This is a genomic window from Bradyrhizobium sp. AUGA SZCCT0431, from assembly GCF_018131065.1.
In the GTDB taxonomy this organism is placed as follows: domain Bacteria; phylum Pseudomonadota; class Alphaproteobacteria; order Rhizobiales; family Xanthobacteraceae; genus Bradyrhizobium.
In genome coordinates this window covers 1-14,431 of the sequence record NZ_JAFCLR010000030.1, presented here as the reverse complement: position 1 = coordinate 14,431, position 14,431 = coordinate 1, and the positions used below count along the sequence as shown (strand labels likewise).

Genomic DNA, 14,431 nt, shown 5'->3' with positions numbered 1-14,431 from the left:
CACATAATCGAGCGCGAGCTAAAAAAGCCGCGCAATCTCTCGCGCAGACGCTATGGCCGCGCTTCAGGCATCGGAACGACAAAAACCTGGCCGGGATAAATCAGGTTGGGATTGCGGATCTGTTCCCGATTCGCCTTGTAGATAACGGCGTAGCGCGTGCCCGCTCCGTAGGAGAGTTGGCTGATGCGCCAGAGGCTGTCGCCGCGCGAGACGGTGGTGGTGGTGATCTTCGGCACGACCACGGTGGAGGGCGAGCCCTTGTCTGGCAGCGAGCCCTTGTCTGGCAGAACGGCGGCCATGGCGGCCGCCAGCTCGGGCGGCTGTGCAGCGGCAACGTCCAGCCGCTTGGCCGGGGTGGCCTGTGCCGGCACGGAGGCCGTGACCATCGTGTCGGGAACGTTGAACGGCACCTCGGCGCGTGCGCGCACCGCGCCTGAGTTCGAGTCCACCTCGTCCAGCCTCACGCGGTAGCTGCCGGAGGCGACCCCCTCATTGATCGTGACCGCAAAACGTCCGTCCGCGCCAGCCGCCGCCGACGCAATAAAGCTGTCGTTGAGATAAAGCTTCACCGCGGCGCCGGGGCGCGCGCGGCCGCTGACATGGAGCTTGCCGCCCGGCTCGATCTCAACCGTCTCCGCAACCACTGCGCCGGCCATCGGCTTTGGCACAGCCGGCTGCGACAGCACGACGGTGGGTTTGTCCGGCGCCATCAACGCAACGACCGGCCGGTCGATTGATTTCGGCTCAAGCGCCACCGTCACGCTCTGTTTGGACGAGGTCTGCTTGCCGTCCGGCTCCTTGGCCCGCAGCGTCAGGTCATACGTCCCTGAGGGAAGCCGGGGCGGAACCATGACGAATTGTCCGGATTGATCGGCCACCACGCGATCGTGTATCTCGCCGTTGCGCAGCAGTTCCACCGCTGCGCCCGGCATGGCCCGGCCCGCGATGACCGCTTCGCCCGTCGGCTCGATGCGGGCAATGTCGAACGACGGCACGCTGTCCGGCGGTGGAGGCAATCCGCCTAGCGTGGCCGTCACGGCCTTTGCTTCCGCTTGCGCCGCTGCGAGCGCACCCTGCTTTGGTGCGTCCAATGCCGGCTTCGAGACTGCCGGCGCGGCGGTTGCGGCCCTGGTATCGACCCGCGGCTCGTGGCGGATGTAATAGACGGCGAAGATAGCCGCCACGCTACATGCCGCAACCATGGACGGTACGACTATTCGACTCATCGATGCCGCAATCATGATGCTCATCCGTCGGCCAAATCGCTGGCTCGACAGCATTCTATAGCGTCTTGGGCAAAGTTGGTACTCGTTTGCGTTGAGAAAACGGGGTAGGCCGGTCAGCTACAGCCATCCGGCCCGCCGGAAGCGCCAGAAAAGGCCCGCGCAAACGGTCAGAATCGTGCCGATAATGGCGAAGTAGCCATACTCCCACTCGAGTTCCGGCATGTGCTTGAAGTTCATGCCGTAAATGCCGGCGATCGCGGTCGGGACCGCGATGATGGCAAGCCATGAGGCGAGTTTCTTGGAGACCGCGGTCTCCTGGGCCTGGCCGACCAGCAGGCTGGCCTCGAAGGCAAAAGCGAGGACTTCGCGGAGCGAGTCGATCTGCTCCTGAACGGTGCGGACGTGGTCCGTGACGTCGCGGAACAGCGGCTGCATGGTGGGGCGGATCATCGGTAGATTGTCATGCTCCAGCCGGCGGCAGACCTCGACCAGAGGTCCCACCGCGTTCCGCAGGCGCAAGAGATCGCGCCGCAACAGATACAGCCGCTCGATCTGCGCCCGCGTCATTGCGCTTGCGAGCACCTGCTCCTCCATCGCTTCGACCTCTTCCTGGATGGTCTCGAGCACCGGCGAGTAGTTATCGACGATAAAATCGAGAATGGCGTAGAGGATATAATCCTCGCCGCGGGCCAGCGCCCGCGGACAGCTTTCGCAGCGCGCGCGCACCGGCGCATAGGAAGTCGAGGCGCCGTGGCGAACGGAGACGAGATATCCTTCGCCGACGAACAGATGGGTTTCGCCGAACGCGATGCTGTCGCCGACGAGTTGCGCGGTGCGTGCCACGATGAACAGGCCGTCGCCATACTGTTCGATCTTCGGCCGCTGGTGGGCGTTGTTCGCATCTTCAATGGCAAGATCATGCAACTGGAACTGTTGCTGCACGCTCGTCAGGATCGTCATGTCCGGTTCGTGCAGCCCGATCCAGACCACATGGCCGGGCTTGCTGCGCCAGCTCGAGGCTTCCTCGATGGCGATATTGGCGACCCGCCGGCCGTCGACATAGGCCCCGGCCGCGACCACACCTTCGGAAGCAACCGGATCGCTCGGCATGTCCGCTTGCGGCGCTATGTTCATGGCTTCCATCCCTCAATGATCGCAGCTGAAACCTGCGCCGACGCCGTGTTCTCGGCAAGGCTACTACCGGGGAATTTGTCGTCAAATGTATGTTCGGCCTCACATGTCGTTATCGTTGATGCCGGTCAGACCCAGCGCAGATGGAGTAGCAGATTCTTGCGCACGGGTCGTTCGGCCGTTCTCAATGGCTGACGCGCGATAGGAAGATCGCAGCCCGGACATGCAGCGCGCGCCTGGGCGGCTACCCATGTCGAGCTCGATCTCGCAGGCCAGTTCGACGATCGTTTCTGGATGATGGCCGTTCTCGAACAACGCGTATTTGATGGCCTGTGCGCGATTGACGAACAGGCCGCCATAGAGGCCGTTTTGTTCCTGGGCAACCCAATGGCCGCGGCGGTTTCTGCCGATGAAGACGATTGCGGAGGGCGAGCGGCACGATGGAGGTTCGACGAATTTCACGTTGGTATTCCTTGTTTCGGGGAGCAGTGTCCCGGCTGGTTCAGCCGAAATTGTCGCTCAGGAGCGGCTCATAGCGCGCGCCGGCATCGCTGTGCACGGCAGGGACGCTGGGCCGGCGCAACGGCGCGCTGTGGCGCTGCGCCTCGACGAACGCACTCAGGATTGCCAGCGCCAGATCGGCGTGCCGGCCCTCGGCCGATTGATCGAGCCAGTCCGGCAGTTCGCGTTCGCGCGACAGCGCGCAATGCCATTCGCCTTCGTCATAGGCGATACGGCGCAGCTGCCATTGCGGCAGTTCCAGGTCGATCAGGGCCAGTGCCGCATCGGTCCAGGCGCCGGATTGAATCAGCCGCTCAATGCGGGCGGTCTTGCCGCTCTGGCTCACGGACGGAAAGCGCCGGCAGGTCTGGCTGACGATGTCGGAGAGGAATTCAGCGGTCACGGCATACGCATTGCGCAGCCGGTCGCCGGGTTCAGCGGGGGTTTGGGATTCTGCAAGAATGAACATGGCTATATCTCACTCGTGGGGCGACTGCCACCGCAGCCGTGTGCCCAAGGTGGTCAAAGCGCCATTTGAAAACGAGATGCGGCGAGGGACGGAAAAATAGGGATTTCATAAGCGGGTGATGTGGGCACGCTCTCTCCCCGCGTCGTCCCGGCGAAGGCCGGGACCCATAGCCACCGTCGAAAATTTGCGACAGGTCTCTGCCGTTCTGCCCAATCGATAGATCACGCGGTATGGGTCCCGGCCTTCGCCGGGACGACGGTAGCCCTGGGACCACGGGCACTTATGAGATTCCTATAACGTCGCCATTGCCCCCATCTCGAAAACCTATGCGCAGGGTGGCACTTCAGCCAACCAAAGCGAGGCCGTCCGTTCGGCCCGCGGGCTCATTTCGCACAGGAGCATCCCATGCTGGACATTGTCATGCTGGCGCTAGGCGCAGGCTTCTTCCTGGCGGGCATCGGCTACGCCTATGCCTGCGAACGGTTGTGAGGGGAGGGGATCATGATTTTCGATTATTCGCTCGCCGGGGCCGTCTCGCTAGGCCTCTTGTTCTACCTGACCTACGCGCTGCTGCGGCCCGAACGCTTCTGAGGACGCCATGATCACGCTGGTCGAAGTCGTGCTGGCGTTTGTCGTTACCTCGGCGCTGCTGATTGCGCTCATTCACCTGCTGCTGCCTGCAAAGAGATTCTGAAGGGTTCCCGACCATGACCGTCATTGGCTGGATTCAAATTTTCCTGTACTGCGCCATCGTGGTCGCGCTGGTCAAACCGCTCGGCTGGTACATGACCCGCGTCTTCAACGGCGAGTCCACCTTTCTGTCGCCCGTGCTGCGCCCGGTCGAACGCGGGCTTTACTGGATCGGCGGCGTCGATGAGAAGCGCGAGCAGCATTGGCTGACCTATACGGTCGCAATGCTGCTGTTCCATGTCGGCGGCTTCCTGATCATTTATGGGCTGATGCGGCTGCAGGCGCTGTTGCCGTTCAATCCGCAGGATCAATCCGCGGTCGCTCCGGATCTGTCGTTCAACACCGCGATCTCCTTCATCACCAACACCAACTGGCAGAACTACGGCGGCGAAAGCACGCTGTCCTATCTCGTCCAGATGCTGGGACTGACGCACCAGAATTTTCTGTCGGCAGCGACCGGTATCGCGCTCGCGGTAGCGCTGATCCGCGGCTTCTCGCGTTCCTCGATGCGCACCATCGGCAATTTCTGGGTCGACGTCACGCGCTGTACCCTTTATGTGCTGCTGCCGATCTGCGTGGTCTACACGCTGTTCCTGGTCTGGCAGGGCATGCCGCAGACGTTAGGGGCCTATGTCGACGCCACCACGCTGGAGGGCGCCAGGCAGACCATCGCGGTCGGCCCGGTCGCCTCGCAGGTCGCGATCAAGATGCTGGGCACCAATGGCGGCGGCTTCTTCAATGCCAACGCCGCACATCCGTTCGAGAATCCCACCGCGCTGTCGAACTTCGTGCAGATGATTTCGATCTTCGCGCTCGGCGCGGCGCTTACCAACGTGTTCGGCCGCATGGTCGGCGACCAGCGCCAGGGCTGGGCGATCCTGGGGGTCATGGGCGTGCTGTTCCTCGCGGGCGTCGCCATCACCTATTGGGCCGAAGCCAACGGTACGTCGACGCTAAGTGCGCTCGGGCTGTCCGGCGGCAACATGGAAGGCAAGGAAGTCCGTTTCGGCATCGTGGCCTCCAGCCTGTTTGCCGTGATCACCACGGCCGCTTCCTGCGGCGCGGTCAACGCCATGCATGACTCGTTCACCGCGCTCGGCGGCATGATCCCGCTGATCAACATGCAGCTCGGCGAGATCATCGTCGGCGGCGTCGGCGCCGGCCTCTACGGCATGCTGCTGTTCGTCGTGCTGGCGATCTTCGTCGCCGGCCTGATGGTCGGCCGCACGCCGGAATATGTCGGCAAGAAGATCGAGGCGCGCGAGGTCAAGATGGCGATGCTAGCCATCCTGGTATTGCCGTTGATGTATCTCGGCTGGACTGCGGTCGCCGTGGTGTTTCCGCCGGCGGTGGCGTCGATGGCCAATGCCGGGCCGCATGGGTTTACCGAGGTGCTCTATGCCTTCACCTCGGCCACCGGCAACAACGGTTCGGCGTTCGGCGGCCTGACCGGCAACACCTTCTTCTACAATCTGACGCTGGCCAGTTCGATGTTCGTCGGCCGCTTCTTCATGATCGTGCCGGCGATGGCCATTGCGGGCTCGCTGGCGGCCAAGAAGTCGATCCCGCCATCGGCTGGCACGCTGCCGACCACCGGTGGCCTGTTCGTCGGCCTCGTCGTCGGCGTGATCCTGATCATCGGCGGTCTCACCTTCTTCCCGGCGCTGGCGCTCGGGCCGATCGTCGAGCACCTCGCGATGAACGCCAACAATCTGTTCTGATCGATCTCTCTTCGGAGTTACGTCCATGGAAACCACAAGACTGCAGAAAAAGGTGACGGCCTCGGCGATGCTCGACCCGAAGATCCTGGTGCCGGCGATCAGCTCGTCGTTCGTCAAGCTCGACCCGCGGCTGATGATCAAGAGCCCGGTGATGTTCGTGGTCGAGATTGTCGCGGCGCTGACGTCAATCATATTTGTGCGCGATCTCCTCACTGGCGGCGCGAACCTCGGGTTCACGTTCCAGATCATCCTGTGGCTGTGGTTCACGGTGCTGTTTGCCAATTTCGCGGAAGCGGTGGCGGAGGGCCGCGGCAAGGCGCAGGCCGAATCGCTGAAGAAGACCCGGACCGAAAGCCAGGCCAAGCTGCTGACCGGTTCGGACAAGACTTTTCGCCTGGTGCCCGGCACCGCGCTGAAAGTCGGCGATATCGTCCTGGTCGAAGCCGGCGACAACATCCCGTCCGACGGTGAAGTGGTTGAGGGCGTCGCTTCGGTCAACGAGGCTGCGATCACAGGCGAATCCGCGCCCGTGATCCGGGAATCCGGCGGCGACCGTTCGGCGGTGACCGGCGGCACCCAGGTGCTGTCAGACTGGATCCGTGTCCGTATCACCGCGGCGCAGGGATCGACCTTCATCGACCGCATGATCAGGCTGGTGGAAGGCGCCGAGCGGCAGAAGACGCCGAACGAGATCGCGCTCAATATTCTGCTTGCGGGCCTCACCATCATCTTCGTATTTGCGACCGTGACGATCCCGAGCTATGCCGCCTACGCCGGCGGCTCGATTTCGGTGGTCGTGCTGGTGGCGCTGTTCGTGACGCTCATCCCGACCACCATCGGCGCATTGCTGTCCGCGATCGGCATCGCCGGCATGGACCGGCTGGTGCGCTTCAACGTGCTGGCGATGTCCGGCCGCGCGGTCGAGGCCGCCGGCGACGTCGATACGCTGCTGCTCGACAAGACCGGCACCATTACGCTCGGCAACCGCCAGGCAACGGCTTTTCGCCCGGTCCGCGGCGTCACCGAGCAGGAGCTGGCGGATGCGGCGCAGCTGGCGTCGCTGGCCGACGAAACCCCGGAGGGCCGCTCGATCGTCGTGCTGGCCAAGGAGAAATACGGCATCCGCGGCCGCGACATGAAGGAGCTCGCCGCGACATTCGTACCCTTTACCGCGCAGACCCGCATGAGCGGCATCGACGCCGGCACCTCGTCGGTTCGCAAGGGTGCGGTTGAGGCGATCCTCAATTACATCGGCGGCGGCACGGTGCAGACCATGGCCAGCGGCAACGCGGTTCGTGCGATCCAGCCTTCGGTCGGGACCGAGGCAGCCCGCGAACTCCAGGCCATCGCGGACGAAGTCGCAAAGGAAGGCGGCACGCCACTGGCTGTCGCCAGGGACGGCCGCCTGCTCGGCGTCATCCATCTCAAGGATATCGTCAAGGGCGGCATCCGCGAGCGCTTCGCCGAGCTGCGCCGGATGGGCATCCGCACCGTGATGATCACCGGCGACAACCCGATGACGGCAGCCGCGATCGCGGCCGAAGCCGGCGTCGATGATTTCCTCGCCCAGGCAACACCCGAGGACAAGCTGAAGCTGATCCGCGACGAGCAGGCCAAGGGCAAGCTGGTGGCGATGTGCGGCGACGGCACCAACGACGCGCCCGCGCTGGCGCAAGCCGACGTCGGCGTCGCCATGAACACCGGCACCCAGGCCGCGCGCGAGGCCGGCAACATGGTCGACCTCGATTCCAACCCCACAAAACTGATCGAGGTGGTCGAGATCGGCAAGCAGCTGCTGATGACGCGCGGCGCGCTGACCACGTTCTCGATTGCGAATGACGTCGCGAAGTATTTCGCCATCATCCCGGCGATGTTCCTGGCGTTCTATCCGCAGCTCGAGGTGCTCAACGTCATGCATCTGGCAAGCCCGCAGAGCGCGATCCTGTCGGCGATCATCTTCAATGCGCTTGTCATCATCGCGCTGATTCCGCTGGCGCTGAAAGGCGTCGCATACCGTGCCGTCGGGGCAGGGGCACTGCTGCGCCGCAACCTGCTGATCTACGGCCTCGGCGGCATCATCATTCCCTTTATCGGCATCAAGGCTATCGACCTCGTGGTCGCGGCCTTGAACCTGGCTTAACCCCATCCGTCATTGCGAGCGAAGCGAAGCAATCCATACCGGCCACGAAGAAAGAATGGATTGCTTCGTCGCTTCGCTCCCGCAATGACGAATTATCAGGAGGCACGTATGTTAAGAGAAATTCGTCCCGCCATCATCCTGCTGCTCTTGCTGACGGCCATCACCGGCCTCGCCTATCCGCTCGCGATGACCGCGATTGCCGGCGTGATCTTTCCGAAGCAGGCGCAAGGCAGCCTGATCGAGAAGGACGGCAAGGTGATCGGCTCGGCCCTGATCGGGCAGGAATTCAAGGACGACAAATACTTCCACGGGCGGCCCTCGGCGACGTCGGCGCCGGACCCGGCCGATTCCAGCAAGACGGTATCGGCACCCTACAACGCCGCCAATTCCGGTGGCTCCAACCTCGGCCCGACCAGCAAGGCTTTGGCCGACCGGATCAAGGAGGATGTCGACAAGCTGAAGGCCGAAAACCCTAACGCTTCCGTCCCCGTCGACCTCGTCACGACCTCTGCCAGCGGCCTCGATCCGGACATTTCGCCGGAGGCGGCGCTATTCCAGGTGCCGCGGGTGGCGAAGGCGCGGAAGATGCCGGAAGAGCGCGTCCGCCAGCTGGTCACGGAGCACAGCCAGGGCCGCATGGCTGGATTGCTCGGCGAGGTCAGAGTTAACGTTCTGGCGCTGAATCTGGCGCTGGATGCCGCCGCAGCCAAATGACGGGAGCTAGGCTGCGCCGGATGCGATGAGTATATTGCCGCATGGCCAATCAGCGCCCAGATCATGAAAAAAGACCGTCGCCGGACGCGCTGCTGGAGGCCGCGCGCCGCGAGAATGATCGGGCCGGGAAGCTCAAGATATTTGTCGGCGCCGCCCCCGGCGTCGGCAAGACCTATGAGATGCTGCAAAGCGCCCATGCGAGGAGGAAGGCCGGGATAGATGTCGTGGTCGGCGTGGTCGAGACCCATGGCCGGGCGGAGACCGAGGCGCTGCTGACGGGCCTGGAAGTTATTCCGCGCAAGAAGCTGGAGTATAAGGACCAGATCCTCGACGAGATGGACCTCGACGCCCTGATCGCCCGGCGTCCGCAGATCGCCCTGGTCGACGAACTTGCCCATACCAACGCGCCGGGCAGCCGCCATCCCAAGCGCTACCTCGACGTCGAGGAGCTGCTGTCCCACGGCATCGATGTCTATACGGCAGTCAACATCCAGCATATCGAAAGCCTCAACGACGTGGTCGCGCAGATCACGCATGTGCGGGTGCGCGAGACCGTGCCGGATAAGGTGTTCGACCGCGCGGACGCCATCGAGCTGATCGACCTTACGCCTGACGACCTGATCCAGCGGTTGAAGGAAGGCAAGGTCTATGTCCCCAAACAGGCCGAGCGCGCGCTGGAGCATTATTTCTCGCCGGGCAATCTCACCGCGCTGCGCGAGCTGGCGTTGCGGCGCACCGCCGAGCGGGTCGACGAACAACTCCTGACCCACATGCAGGCCAACGCGATCGCCGGGCCCTGGGCCGCAGGCGAGCGTATTCTTGTCTGCATCAGTGAGGATCCACGATCGGCGGGGCTGGTCCGCTACACCAAGCGGCTGGCCGACCGGCTGCACGCGCAATGGACGGCGATCAGCATCGAGACGCGGCGCAGCCTGCAACTGACCGACGAGCAGCGCGACCGGCTCGCCGATACGATGCGGCTCGCCGAAGCTCTGGGTGGCGAGGCGCTGACCATCCCCGGCGTCGGCCGCCGCATCGCCGATGACGTCATTCATTTCGCGCAGGCCAACAATGTAACGCAGATCATCATCGGTAAGGCGACGCGCTCCCTGTGGTTTGAACTCACGCGTGGATCGGTGGTGCACGACCTGGTGCGGCGCGCCGGCAATATCAGCGTCAACGTGATCGCCGGTGAGGAACTTGAGGCGGAGCCCGTTCCGAAGAAGACGGTGCGCACGGCCGAACGGCAGGAGCCGTTCGATCCGCGGCCCTATGCGGTATCCCTGCTGTTCGTCGCCATTGCGCTCGGTGCCGGCCTGCTGGTTCATCCGCGGCTGGGCATCGAAAACGTCGACCTTGTGTTCCTGACGGCCGTGGTCGGGGCCGCCGTCCGTTACGGGCTGTTGCCGTCGTTGTTTGCAAGCGTGGTTGGGTCACTCTGCTACAACTTCTTCTTTCTTCCGCCGATCTATACCTTCACGATTACCGATCCGCCCAATGTGGCCGCCTTCTTCTTCTTCATGCTGATTGCGATCCTGGTTTCCAACGTCGCGGCGCGGGTGCGAACGCAGGCCTTCACCGCGATGGGCCGGGTCCGCACCACGGAATCGCTCTACGCCTTCAGCCGCAAGCTCGCGGGCACCGCAACCCTCGACGACGTGTTGTGGGCGACCGCCTACCAGACGGCCTTGATGCTCAAGGTGCGGGTGGTGCTGCTGTTGCCGGAGGACGGCGTCATTACCGTCAAGGCCGGCTATCCGCCCGAAGATCAGTTGGACAAGGCCGATCTCGCGGCCGCGAACTGGGCGTGGGGCAACGACCGGGCCGCGGGGCGCGGCGCCGATACGCTGCCGGGCGCCAAGCGGCTGTTCCTGCCGATGCGAACCGGACGCGGGCCGATCGGCGTCATCGGCATCGATGACGACAAGACCGGGCCGCTGCTCACCCCGGATCAGCGCCGCTTGCTCGACGCCTTGATGGATCAGGGCGCGCTGGCGATCGAGCGCGTGTTGCTGGTGGAGGATATGGACCGCGTCAAACGCACGGTGGAGTCGGATCGTCTGCGCTCGGCCCTGTTGACCTCGATCTCGCACGATCTCAAGACGCCGCTGGCCTCGGTGCTCGGCGCCGCAAGCGCGATGCGGGACCTTGACAGCGGCCTGAGCGATACCGAAAAACGGGACCTGCTGGCAACCGTGATCGACGAGTCCGAAAGACTCAACCGCTTCATCGCCAACCTGCTCGACATGACAAAGCTGGAATCCGGCGCCGTGGTGCCGAACACGGCGCTGCATGATATCGGCGAGATCGTCGGCAGCGTGTTGCGGCGCGCCAGCAAGATCCTCGGAAACCACAGGGTTTCGCTAGAGCTTGCCGCCGATTTGCCGATGCTGCAGCTTGACGCGGTGCTGTTTGAACAGGTGCTCTTCAACGTGCTGGACAACGCGGCGAAATATGCGCCGGCCGATACCACGATTTCGATCAGGAGTTCGCGGGAAAGGGATTGGGTATCCCTGCAAATCATTGACGAAGGCGATGGTATACCGCTCGAGGAGCTGGATATGATATTCGACAAGTTCCATCGCGCGCAAAAGGGCGATCACGTGCGCCCGGGCACCGGCCTTGGCCTGGCGATTTCGCGCGGCTTTGTCGAGGCCATGCATGGCACGATTTCGGCCGCCAACCGGCTTGACCGGAGCGGCGCCGTGCTGACCATCCGCTTGCCGGTCCCGGCAGTATCAGATGCACTGGACACTGCCGCATGAGTGCCGCGCCGATCAAGGTCCTGGTGATCGACGATGAGCCGCCGATCCGTAAACTGCTGCGGATGGGATTGAGCACGCAGGGCTATGAGATCCTGGAAGCCTCCAACGGCAAGATCGGGCTCGAATTGCTTGCGCAGGATCCCGCATTGATCATTCTCGATCTCGGACTGCCGGATATCCAGGGTCATGAATTGCTGCGCATGATCCGCGGGCGTAACGACAGCGTACCGGTGATCGTGCTGTCGAGCCGCGGTGACGAGGCCGGCAAGGTCCAGGCGCTCGATCTCGGCGCCGACGATTATCTCACCAAACCGTTCGGGATGGACGAATTGCTCGCCCGGATGCGCGCAGCACTTCGGCATCAGTTGCAGGTCCATGGTGAACGACCGGTATTCCGATCGGGCGACCTTTCGGTTGACCTTGTGCGCCGCATCGTCAAGGTGGGTGACAAGGACGTCAAACTGTCGCCCAAGGAGTATGAATTGCTGCGCGTGCTGGTTCAGCACGCCGGCAAGGTGCTGACCCATCGGTTTCTGCTCAAGGAGCTGTGGGATGAATTGACCGACGCGCAATATTTGCGGGTCTATGTGCGCCAGCTCCGACAGAAGATCGAAGGCGATCCGGAACGTCCGCAGTTTGTTTTGACCGAAACCGGGATAGGCTATCGGCTGCGCGCGCCGGATTAATACGCGGCGATCCGCCTGGAGTTACGATGAAGATTTCCGATCTGCTATCGCCGACCGACGTCATGATCGACGTTCGGGCCTCGCAGAAGGGGCCGCTGTTGCAGGAATTGGCGGCCATGGCCGCAGCCAATCTCGGCTTGCCCGCCGATCAGGTGACGTCCTATCTGCTGAAGCGGGAGGAACTGGGATCGACGGGGACCGGCAATGGCATCGCCATTCCTCATGCCCGGCTGCCGGGTTTGAAGCGGCCCTATGGGCTACTTGCGAAGCTGAAGCAGGGGATCGAATTTGATGCCATCGACGAACTGGCGGTGGACGTGGTGTTCGTCCTGTTGCTGCCTGCGGCTGTGGAGAGCGAAGCACTCACCGCGTTGGCGCTGGTAGCCCGGACGTTGAGATCGCCGGATACGCTCGCGCGATTGCGCGCCGCGAAAAATCCAACCGAGCTCCATGCCGCGATGGCCTGAGGGTTGCAGGCGCTGGAACTTTCATGAGAAGCGATGATTAATTTCCCTGCAATCGGGAGGTCATCCATGGCACGAAAATACTCGAAGAAAGCGTCCACCGACGTCAAGCGCGCAATGAAGAAACGCAAGGCCGGCACCTTGAAGAGTGGCCGTTCCGGCAGGAAGGTGAAGAGCAAGAAGCAGGCGATCGCGATCGGACTTTCCGAGGCGCGGGCCAAGGGCAAGAAGGTGCCGAAGAAGGCGTCGAAAAAGAAGACGTCGAAGAAGCGGAAGGCGGCCAAGAAGCGGAAGGCGAAGAAGTAGGCCCACTACGACGTCATTGCGAGCGGAGCGAAGCAATCCATAGCTCGGCAGAGCAACTGTGGATTGCTTCGTCGCGTTGCTCCCTTGCGCAAACGCTTCGCGTTTGTCGCAGGCAATGACGCCGAGAATACTTCACCCCGCCTTGCGGGCTCGCGCCGCCGACCGGTGGGCCTTCTTGGCCGCGCGCCGTTGCGGCGCCCGGCGCGATGCCGAGGCGCTGGCTCGGCGCTTGGTGGCTGCCTTGCCTTTGAGGCTCTGCTTCAGCGCGTCCATCAGGTTGATGACGTTGTCCGTCTTCTCCTCACGCGGGGCGGCCCTCACCGGCTTGCCGGAGGCCTTGCGCCGGACCAGCGCCTTCAACGCGTTTTCGTACTCGTCCTTGAATTTCGACGGATCGAAATGCGCCGCCTTGGTATCCAGGATGTGGCTGGCCAGCTCGATCATGTCTTTCGATATTTTGGGGCTCTTGATGTCGTCGAAATAGCTGTCCTCGTCGCGCAGTTCGTAGGGGTAGCGCAACGTGGTGCCGAGCAGGCCCTTGCCGAGCGGTTCGATCGCGATGACGTGCTCGCGGTTGGTGAGCACGATACGCGCCAGCGCGACGCGGTCCTGGTCCTTCATGGCATCGCGGATCACGGCAAAGGCGTCGATACCGGCCTTGCCGTCCGGCACGATATAATAGGGGTTGTTGAGATAGCGTTTGTCGATCTCGTCACGGGGCACGAAGCTGTCGATGTCGATGGTATGGTTGCTCTCGATCTGGACCGTCTCCAGTTCCTCTTTCTCGACCTCGACATACTCACCCTTCTTCAACTCGTAGCCGCGGCCCTTCTGGTCGCTTTCGACGACATCGCCGGTCTCGCTGTCGACCATCTGCTGCTTCAGCCGGTTGCCGGTCTCCCTGTTGATCATGTGGAAACGGGTTTTCTCGGCCGAGGTCGAGGCCGGGTACAGCGCTATCGGGCATGACACGAGGGAAAGCTTCAGCGAGCCTTTCCAATAGGCGCGAGGGGCCATTGCAGTCTCCGGCGAGGGTTTTGGTTGCGGAGCTTCAACGGTTGTTTTTGGTTTTGGTTCCTGTTGCTGCCGTGCAAGAGCAACGCCGTCTTTCCGTCATTGCGACCCGTTGGCTCGCAATGACGGTTGAGTGCGACAAAACAACCCGACGGGCAAATCAGTTCCGATTTTCGGAAATAGTGTCAAGCCCTGAAATAAAAAATATTTCGCTTTTCCAGAAGGGCAAATCAGGGGCATATCTTTGGCCATCCCGTCCCACTCAGAGGGCGTCGGCCGTCGTCACGGACGTTGGACGGGTTGCGGTGGACGCTGATGTGCTGGCGACGAACGGCACTGAAGCGTACGGCGAAGTCGTGTGGTCCTGGCGCCCCGTTGCTGGCGTCACGTCCGTCGGGAGCCAAACGCTTCTTGCGGGCAATGGTGGCAAGAAAGCCCGTTCACCAGGGAGAGCACGATATAAGCCGTAAAGCCATTGCGCAGGGAAGGCCGGATGCTCTCCGCTGCCCTGTATGCTCGTGTGCATTTTGTTTTGTGCAAACCGCACGCGAGACCGCGGGTGCAGCGCGCACCCGGTCTTCCCTGCGCCCTCTCATTGGAGGGC

General features: G+C 62.9%; 12 protein-coding genes and 1 pseudogene. 8 read left to right on the top strand and 5 right to left on the bottom strand.

Annotation, left to right across the window (positions count from 1 at the left end):
* Nucleotides 1–50: 50 nt before the first annotated feature.
* From JQ567_RS25845 to JQ567_RS25830, 4 genes and pseudogenes are all read right to left on the bottom strand, one after another.
* Entirely contained in the window at nucleotides 51–1,184 is a 1,134-nt protein-coding gene (locus tag JQ567_RS25845) for a LysM peptidoglycan-binding domain-containing protein (protein WP_312017463.1), read from the bottom strand.
* 159 nt (nucleotides 1,185–1,343) lie between these two features.
* Nucleotides 1,344–2,360: a magnesium and cobalt transport protein CorA gene (locus JQ567_RS25840; protein ID WP_212441425.1), complete on the bottom strand. Its 1,017-nt coding sequence runs from the start codon at nucleotides 2,358–2,360 to the stop codon at nucleotides 1,344–1,346.
* A gap of 234 nt (nucleotides 2,361–2,594) precedes the next feature.
* Nucleotides 2,595–2,819 (bottom strand): annotated as a pseudogene (locus JQ567_RS25835) (hypothetical protein); the annotation flags it as partial.
* A gap of 40 nt (nucleotides 2,820–2,859) precedes the next feature.
* The gene (locus tag JQ567_RS25830; protein ID WP_212441424.1) at nucleotides 2,860–3,327 is read right to left on the bottom strand and encodes a hypothetical protein; all 468 of its coding nucleotides are present in this window, start codon (nucleotides 3,325–3,327) and stop codon (nucleotides 2,860–2,862) included.
* A gap of 501 nt (nucleotides 3,328–3,828) precedes the next feature.
* Between JQ567_RS25830 and JQ567_RS25825 the strand changes: the two genes are divergently transcribed.
* The 8 genes from JQ567_RS25825 to JQ567_RS25790 all read left to right on the top strand — a co-directional run bounded on the left by JQ567_RS25825 (nucleotide 3,829) and on the right by JQ567_RS25790 (nucleotide 12,813).
* On the top strand, nucleotides 3,829–3,918 hold the full coding sequence (locus tag JQ567_RS25825; RefSeq protein WP_018454042.1) for a K(+)-transporting ATPase subunit F: 90 nt from the start codon (nucleotides 3,829–3,831) through the stop codon (nucleotides 3,916–3,918).
* 116 nt (nucleotides 3,919–4,034) lie between these two features.
* Nucleotides 4,035–5,738, top strand: a complete 1,704-nt coding sequence (gene kdpA, locus JQ567_RS25820) for a potassium-transporting ATPase subunit KdpA (RefSeq protein WP_212441423.1) — start codon at nucleotides 4,035–4,037, stop codon at nucleotides 5,736–5,738.
* A 25-nt stretch (nucleotides 5,739–5,763) separates the two neighbouring features.
* Nucleotides 5,764–7,878, top strand: a complete 2,115-nt coding sequence (gene kdpB / locus JQ567_RS25815) for a potassium-transporting ATPase subunit KdpB (RefSeq protein WP_212441422.1) — start codon at nucleotides 5,764–5,766, stop codon at nucleotides 7,876–7,878.
* A gap of 108 nt (nucleotides 7,879–7,986) precedes the next feature.
* Complete coding sequence (locus tag JQ567_RS25810; RefSeq protein WP_212441421.1) at nucleotides 7,987–8,592, top strand: K(+)-transporting ATPase subunit C; 606 nt, start codon at nucleotides 7,987–7,989, stop codon at nucleotides 8,590–8,592.
* Nucleotides 8,593–8,633: 41 nt separating this feature from the next.
* Nucleotides 8,634–11,357, top strand: a complete 2,724-nt coding sequence (locus JQ567_RS25805) for a sensor histidine kinase KdpD (RefSeq protein WP_212441420.1) — start codon at nucleotides 8,634–8,636, stop codon at nucleotides 11,355–11,357.
* Nucleotides 11,354–12,043, top strand: coding sequence for a response regulator (locus tag JQ567_RS25800; protein ID WP_212441419.1), 690 nt, complete (start codon nucleotides 11,354–11,356; stop codon nucleotides 12,041–12,043). Before JQ567_RS25805 ends, JQ567_RS25800 begins: the two co-directional genes overlap by 4 nt.
* A gap of 26 nt (nucleotides 12,044–12,069) precedes the next feature.
* Nucleotides 12,070–12,510: a PTS sugar transporter subunit IIA gene (locus JQ567_RS25795; protein ID WP_212441418.1), complete on the top strand. Its 441-nt coding sequence runs from the start codon at nucleotides 12,070–12,072 to the stop codon at nucleotides 12,508–12,510.
* 66 nt (nucleotides 12,511–12,576) lie between these two features.
* Nucleotides 12,577–12,813, top strand: a complete 237-nt coding sequence (locus JQ567_RS25790) for a DUF6496 domain-containing protein (protein ID WP_212441417.1) — start codon at nucleotides 12,577–12,579, stop codon at nucleotides 12,811–12,813.
* 132 nt (nucleotides 12,814–12,945) lie between these two features.
* Here the strand turns inward: JQ567_RS25790 and JQ567_RS25785 are convergent, their stop codons facing one another.
* Nucleotides 12,946–13,830, bottom strand: a complete 885-nt coding sequence (locus JQ567_RS25785) for a Ku protein (RefSeq protein WP_212441416.1) — start codon at nucleotides 13,828–13,830, stop codon at nucleotides 12,946–12,948.
* Between the last annotated feature and the right edge of the window lie 601 nt (nucleotides 13,831–14,431).

Excerpts from the sequence above, each read along its gene's own strand:
- JQ567_RS25840 (WP_212441425.1), bottom strand. The coding sequence starts at position 2,360 with ATGAACATAGCGCCGCAAGCGGACATGCCGAGCGATCCGGTTGCTTCC.
- JQ567_RS25830 (WP_212441424.1), bottom strand. The coding sequence starts at position 3,327 with ATGTTCATTCTTGCAGAATCCCAAACCCCCGCTGAACCCGGCGACCGG.
- JQ567_RS25825 (WP_018454042.1), top strand. The coding sequence starts at position 3,829 with ATGATTTTCGATTATTCGCTCGCCGGGGCCGTCTCGCTAGGCCTCTTG.
- kdpA (WP_212441423.1), top strand. The coding sequence starts at position 4,035 with ATGACCGTCATTGGCTGGATTCAAATTTTCCTGTACTGCGCCATCGTG.
- kdpB (WP_212441422.1), top strand. The coding sequence starts at position 5,764 with ATGGAAACCACAAGACTGCAGAAAAAGGTGACGGCCTCGGCGATGCTC.
- JQ567_RS25810 (WP_212441421.1), top strand. The coding sequence starts at position 7,987 with ATGTTAAGAGAAATTCGTCCCGCCATCATCCTGCTGCTCTTGCTGACG.
- JQ567_RS25805 (WP_212441420.1), top strand. The coding sequence starts at position 8,634 with ATGGCCAATCAGCGCCCAGATCATGAAAAAAGACCGTCGCCGGACGCG.
- JQ567_RS25800 (WP_212441419.1), top strand. The coding sequence starts at position 11,354 with ATGAGTGCCGCGCCGATCAAGGTCCTGGTGATCGACGATGAGCCGCCG.
- JQ567_RS25795 (WP_212441418.1), top strand. The coding sequence starts at position 12,070 with ATGAAGATTTCCGATCTGCTATCGCCGACCGACGTCATGATCGACGTT.
- JQ567_RS25790 (WP_212441417.1), top strand. The coding sequence starts at position 12,577 with ATGGCACGAAAATACTCGAAGAAAGCGTCCACCGACGTCAAGCGCGCA.
- JQ567_RS25785 (WP_212441416.1), bottom strand. The coding sequence starts at position 13,830 with ATGGCCCCTCGCGCCTATTGGAAAGGCTCGCTGAAGCTTTCCCTCGTG.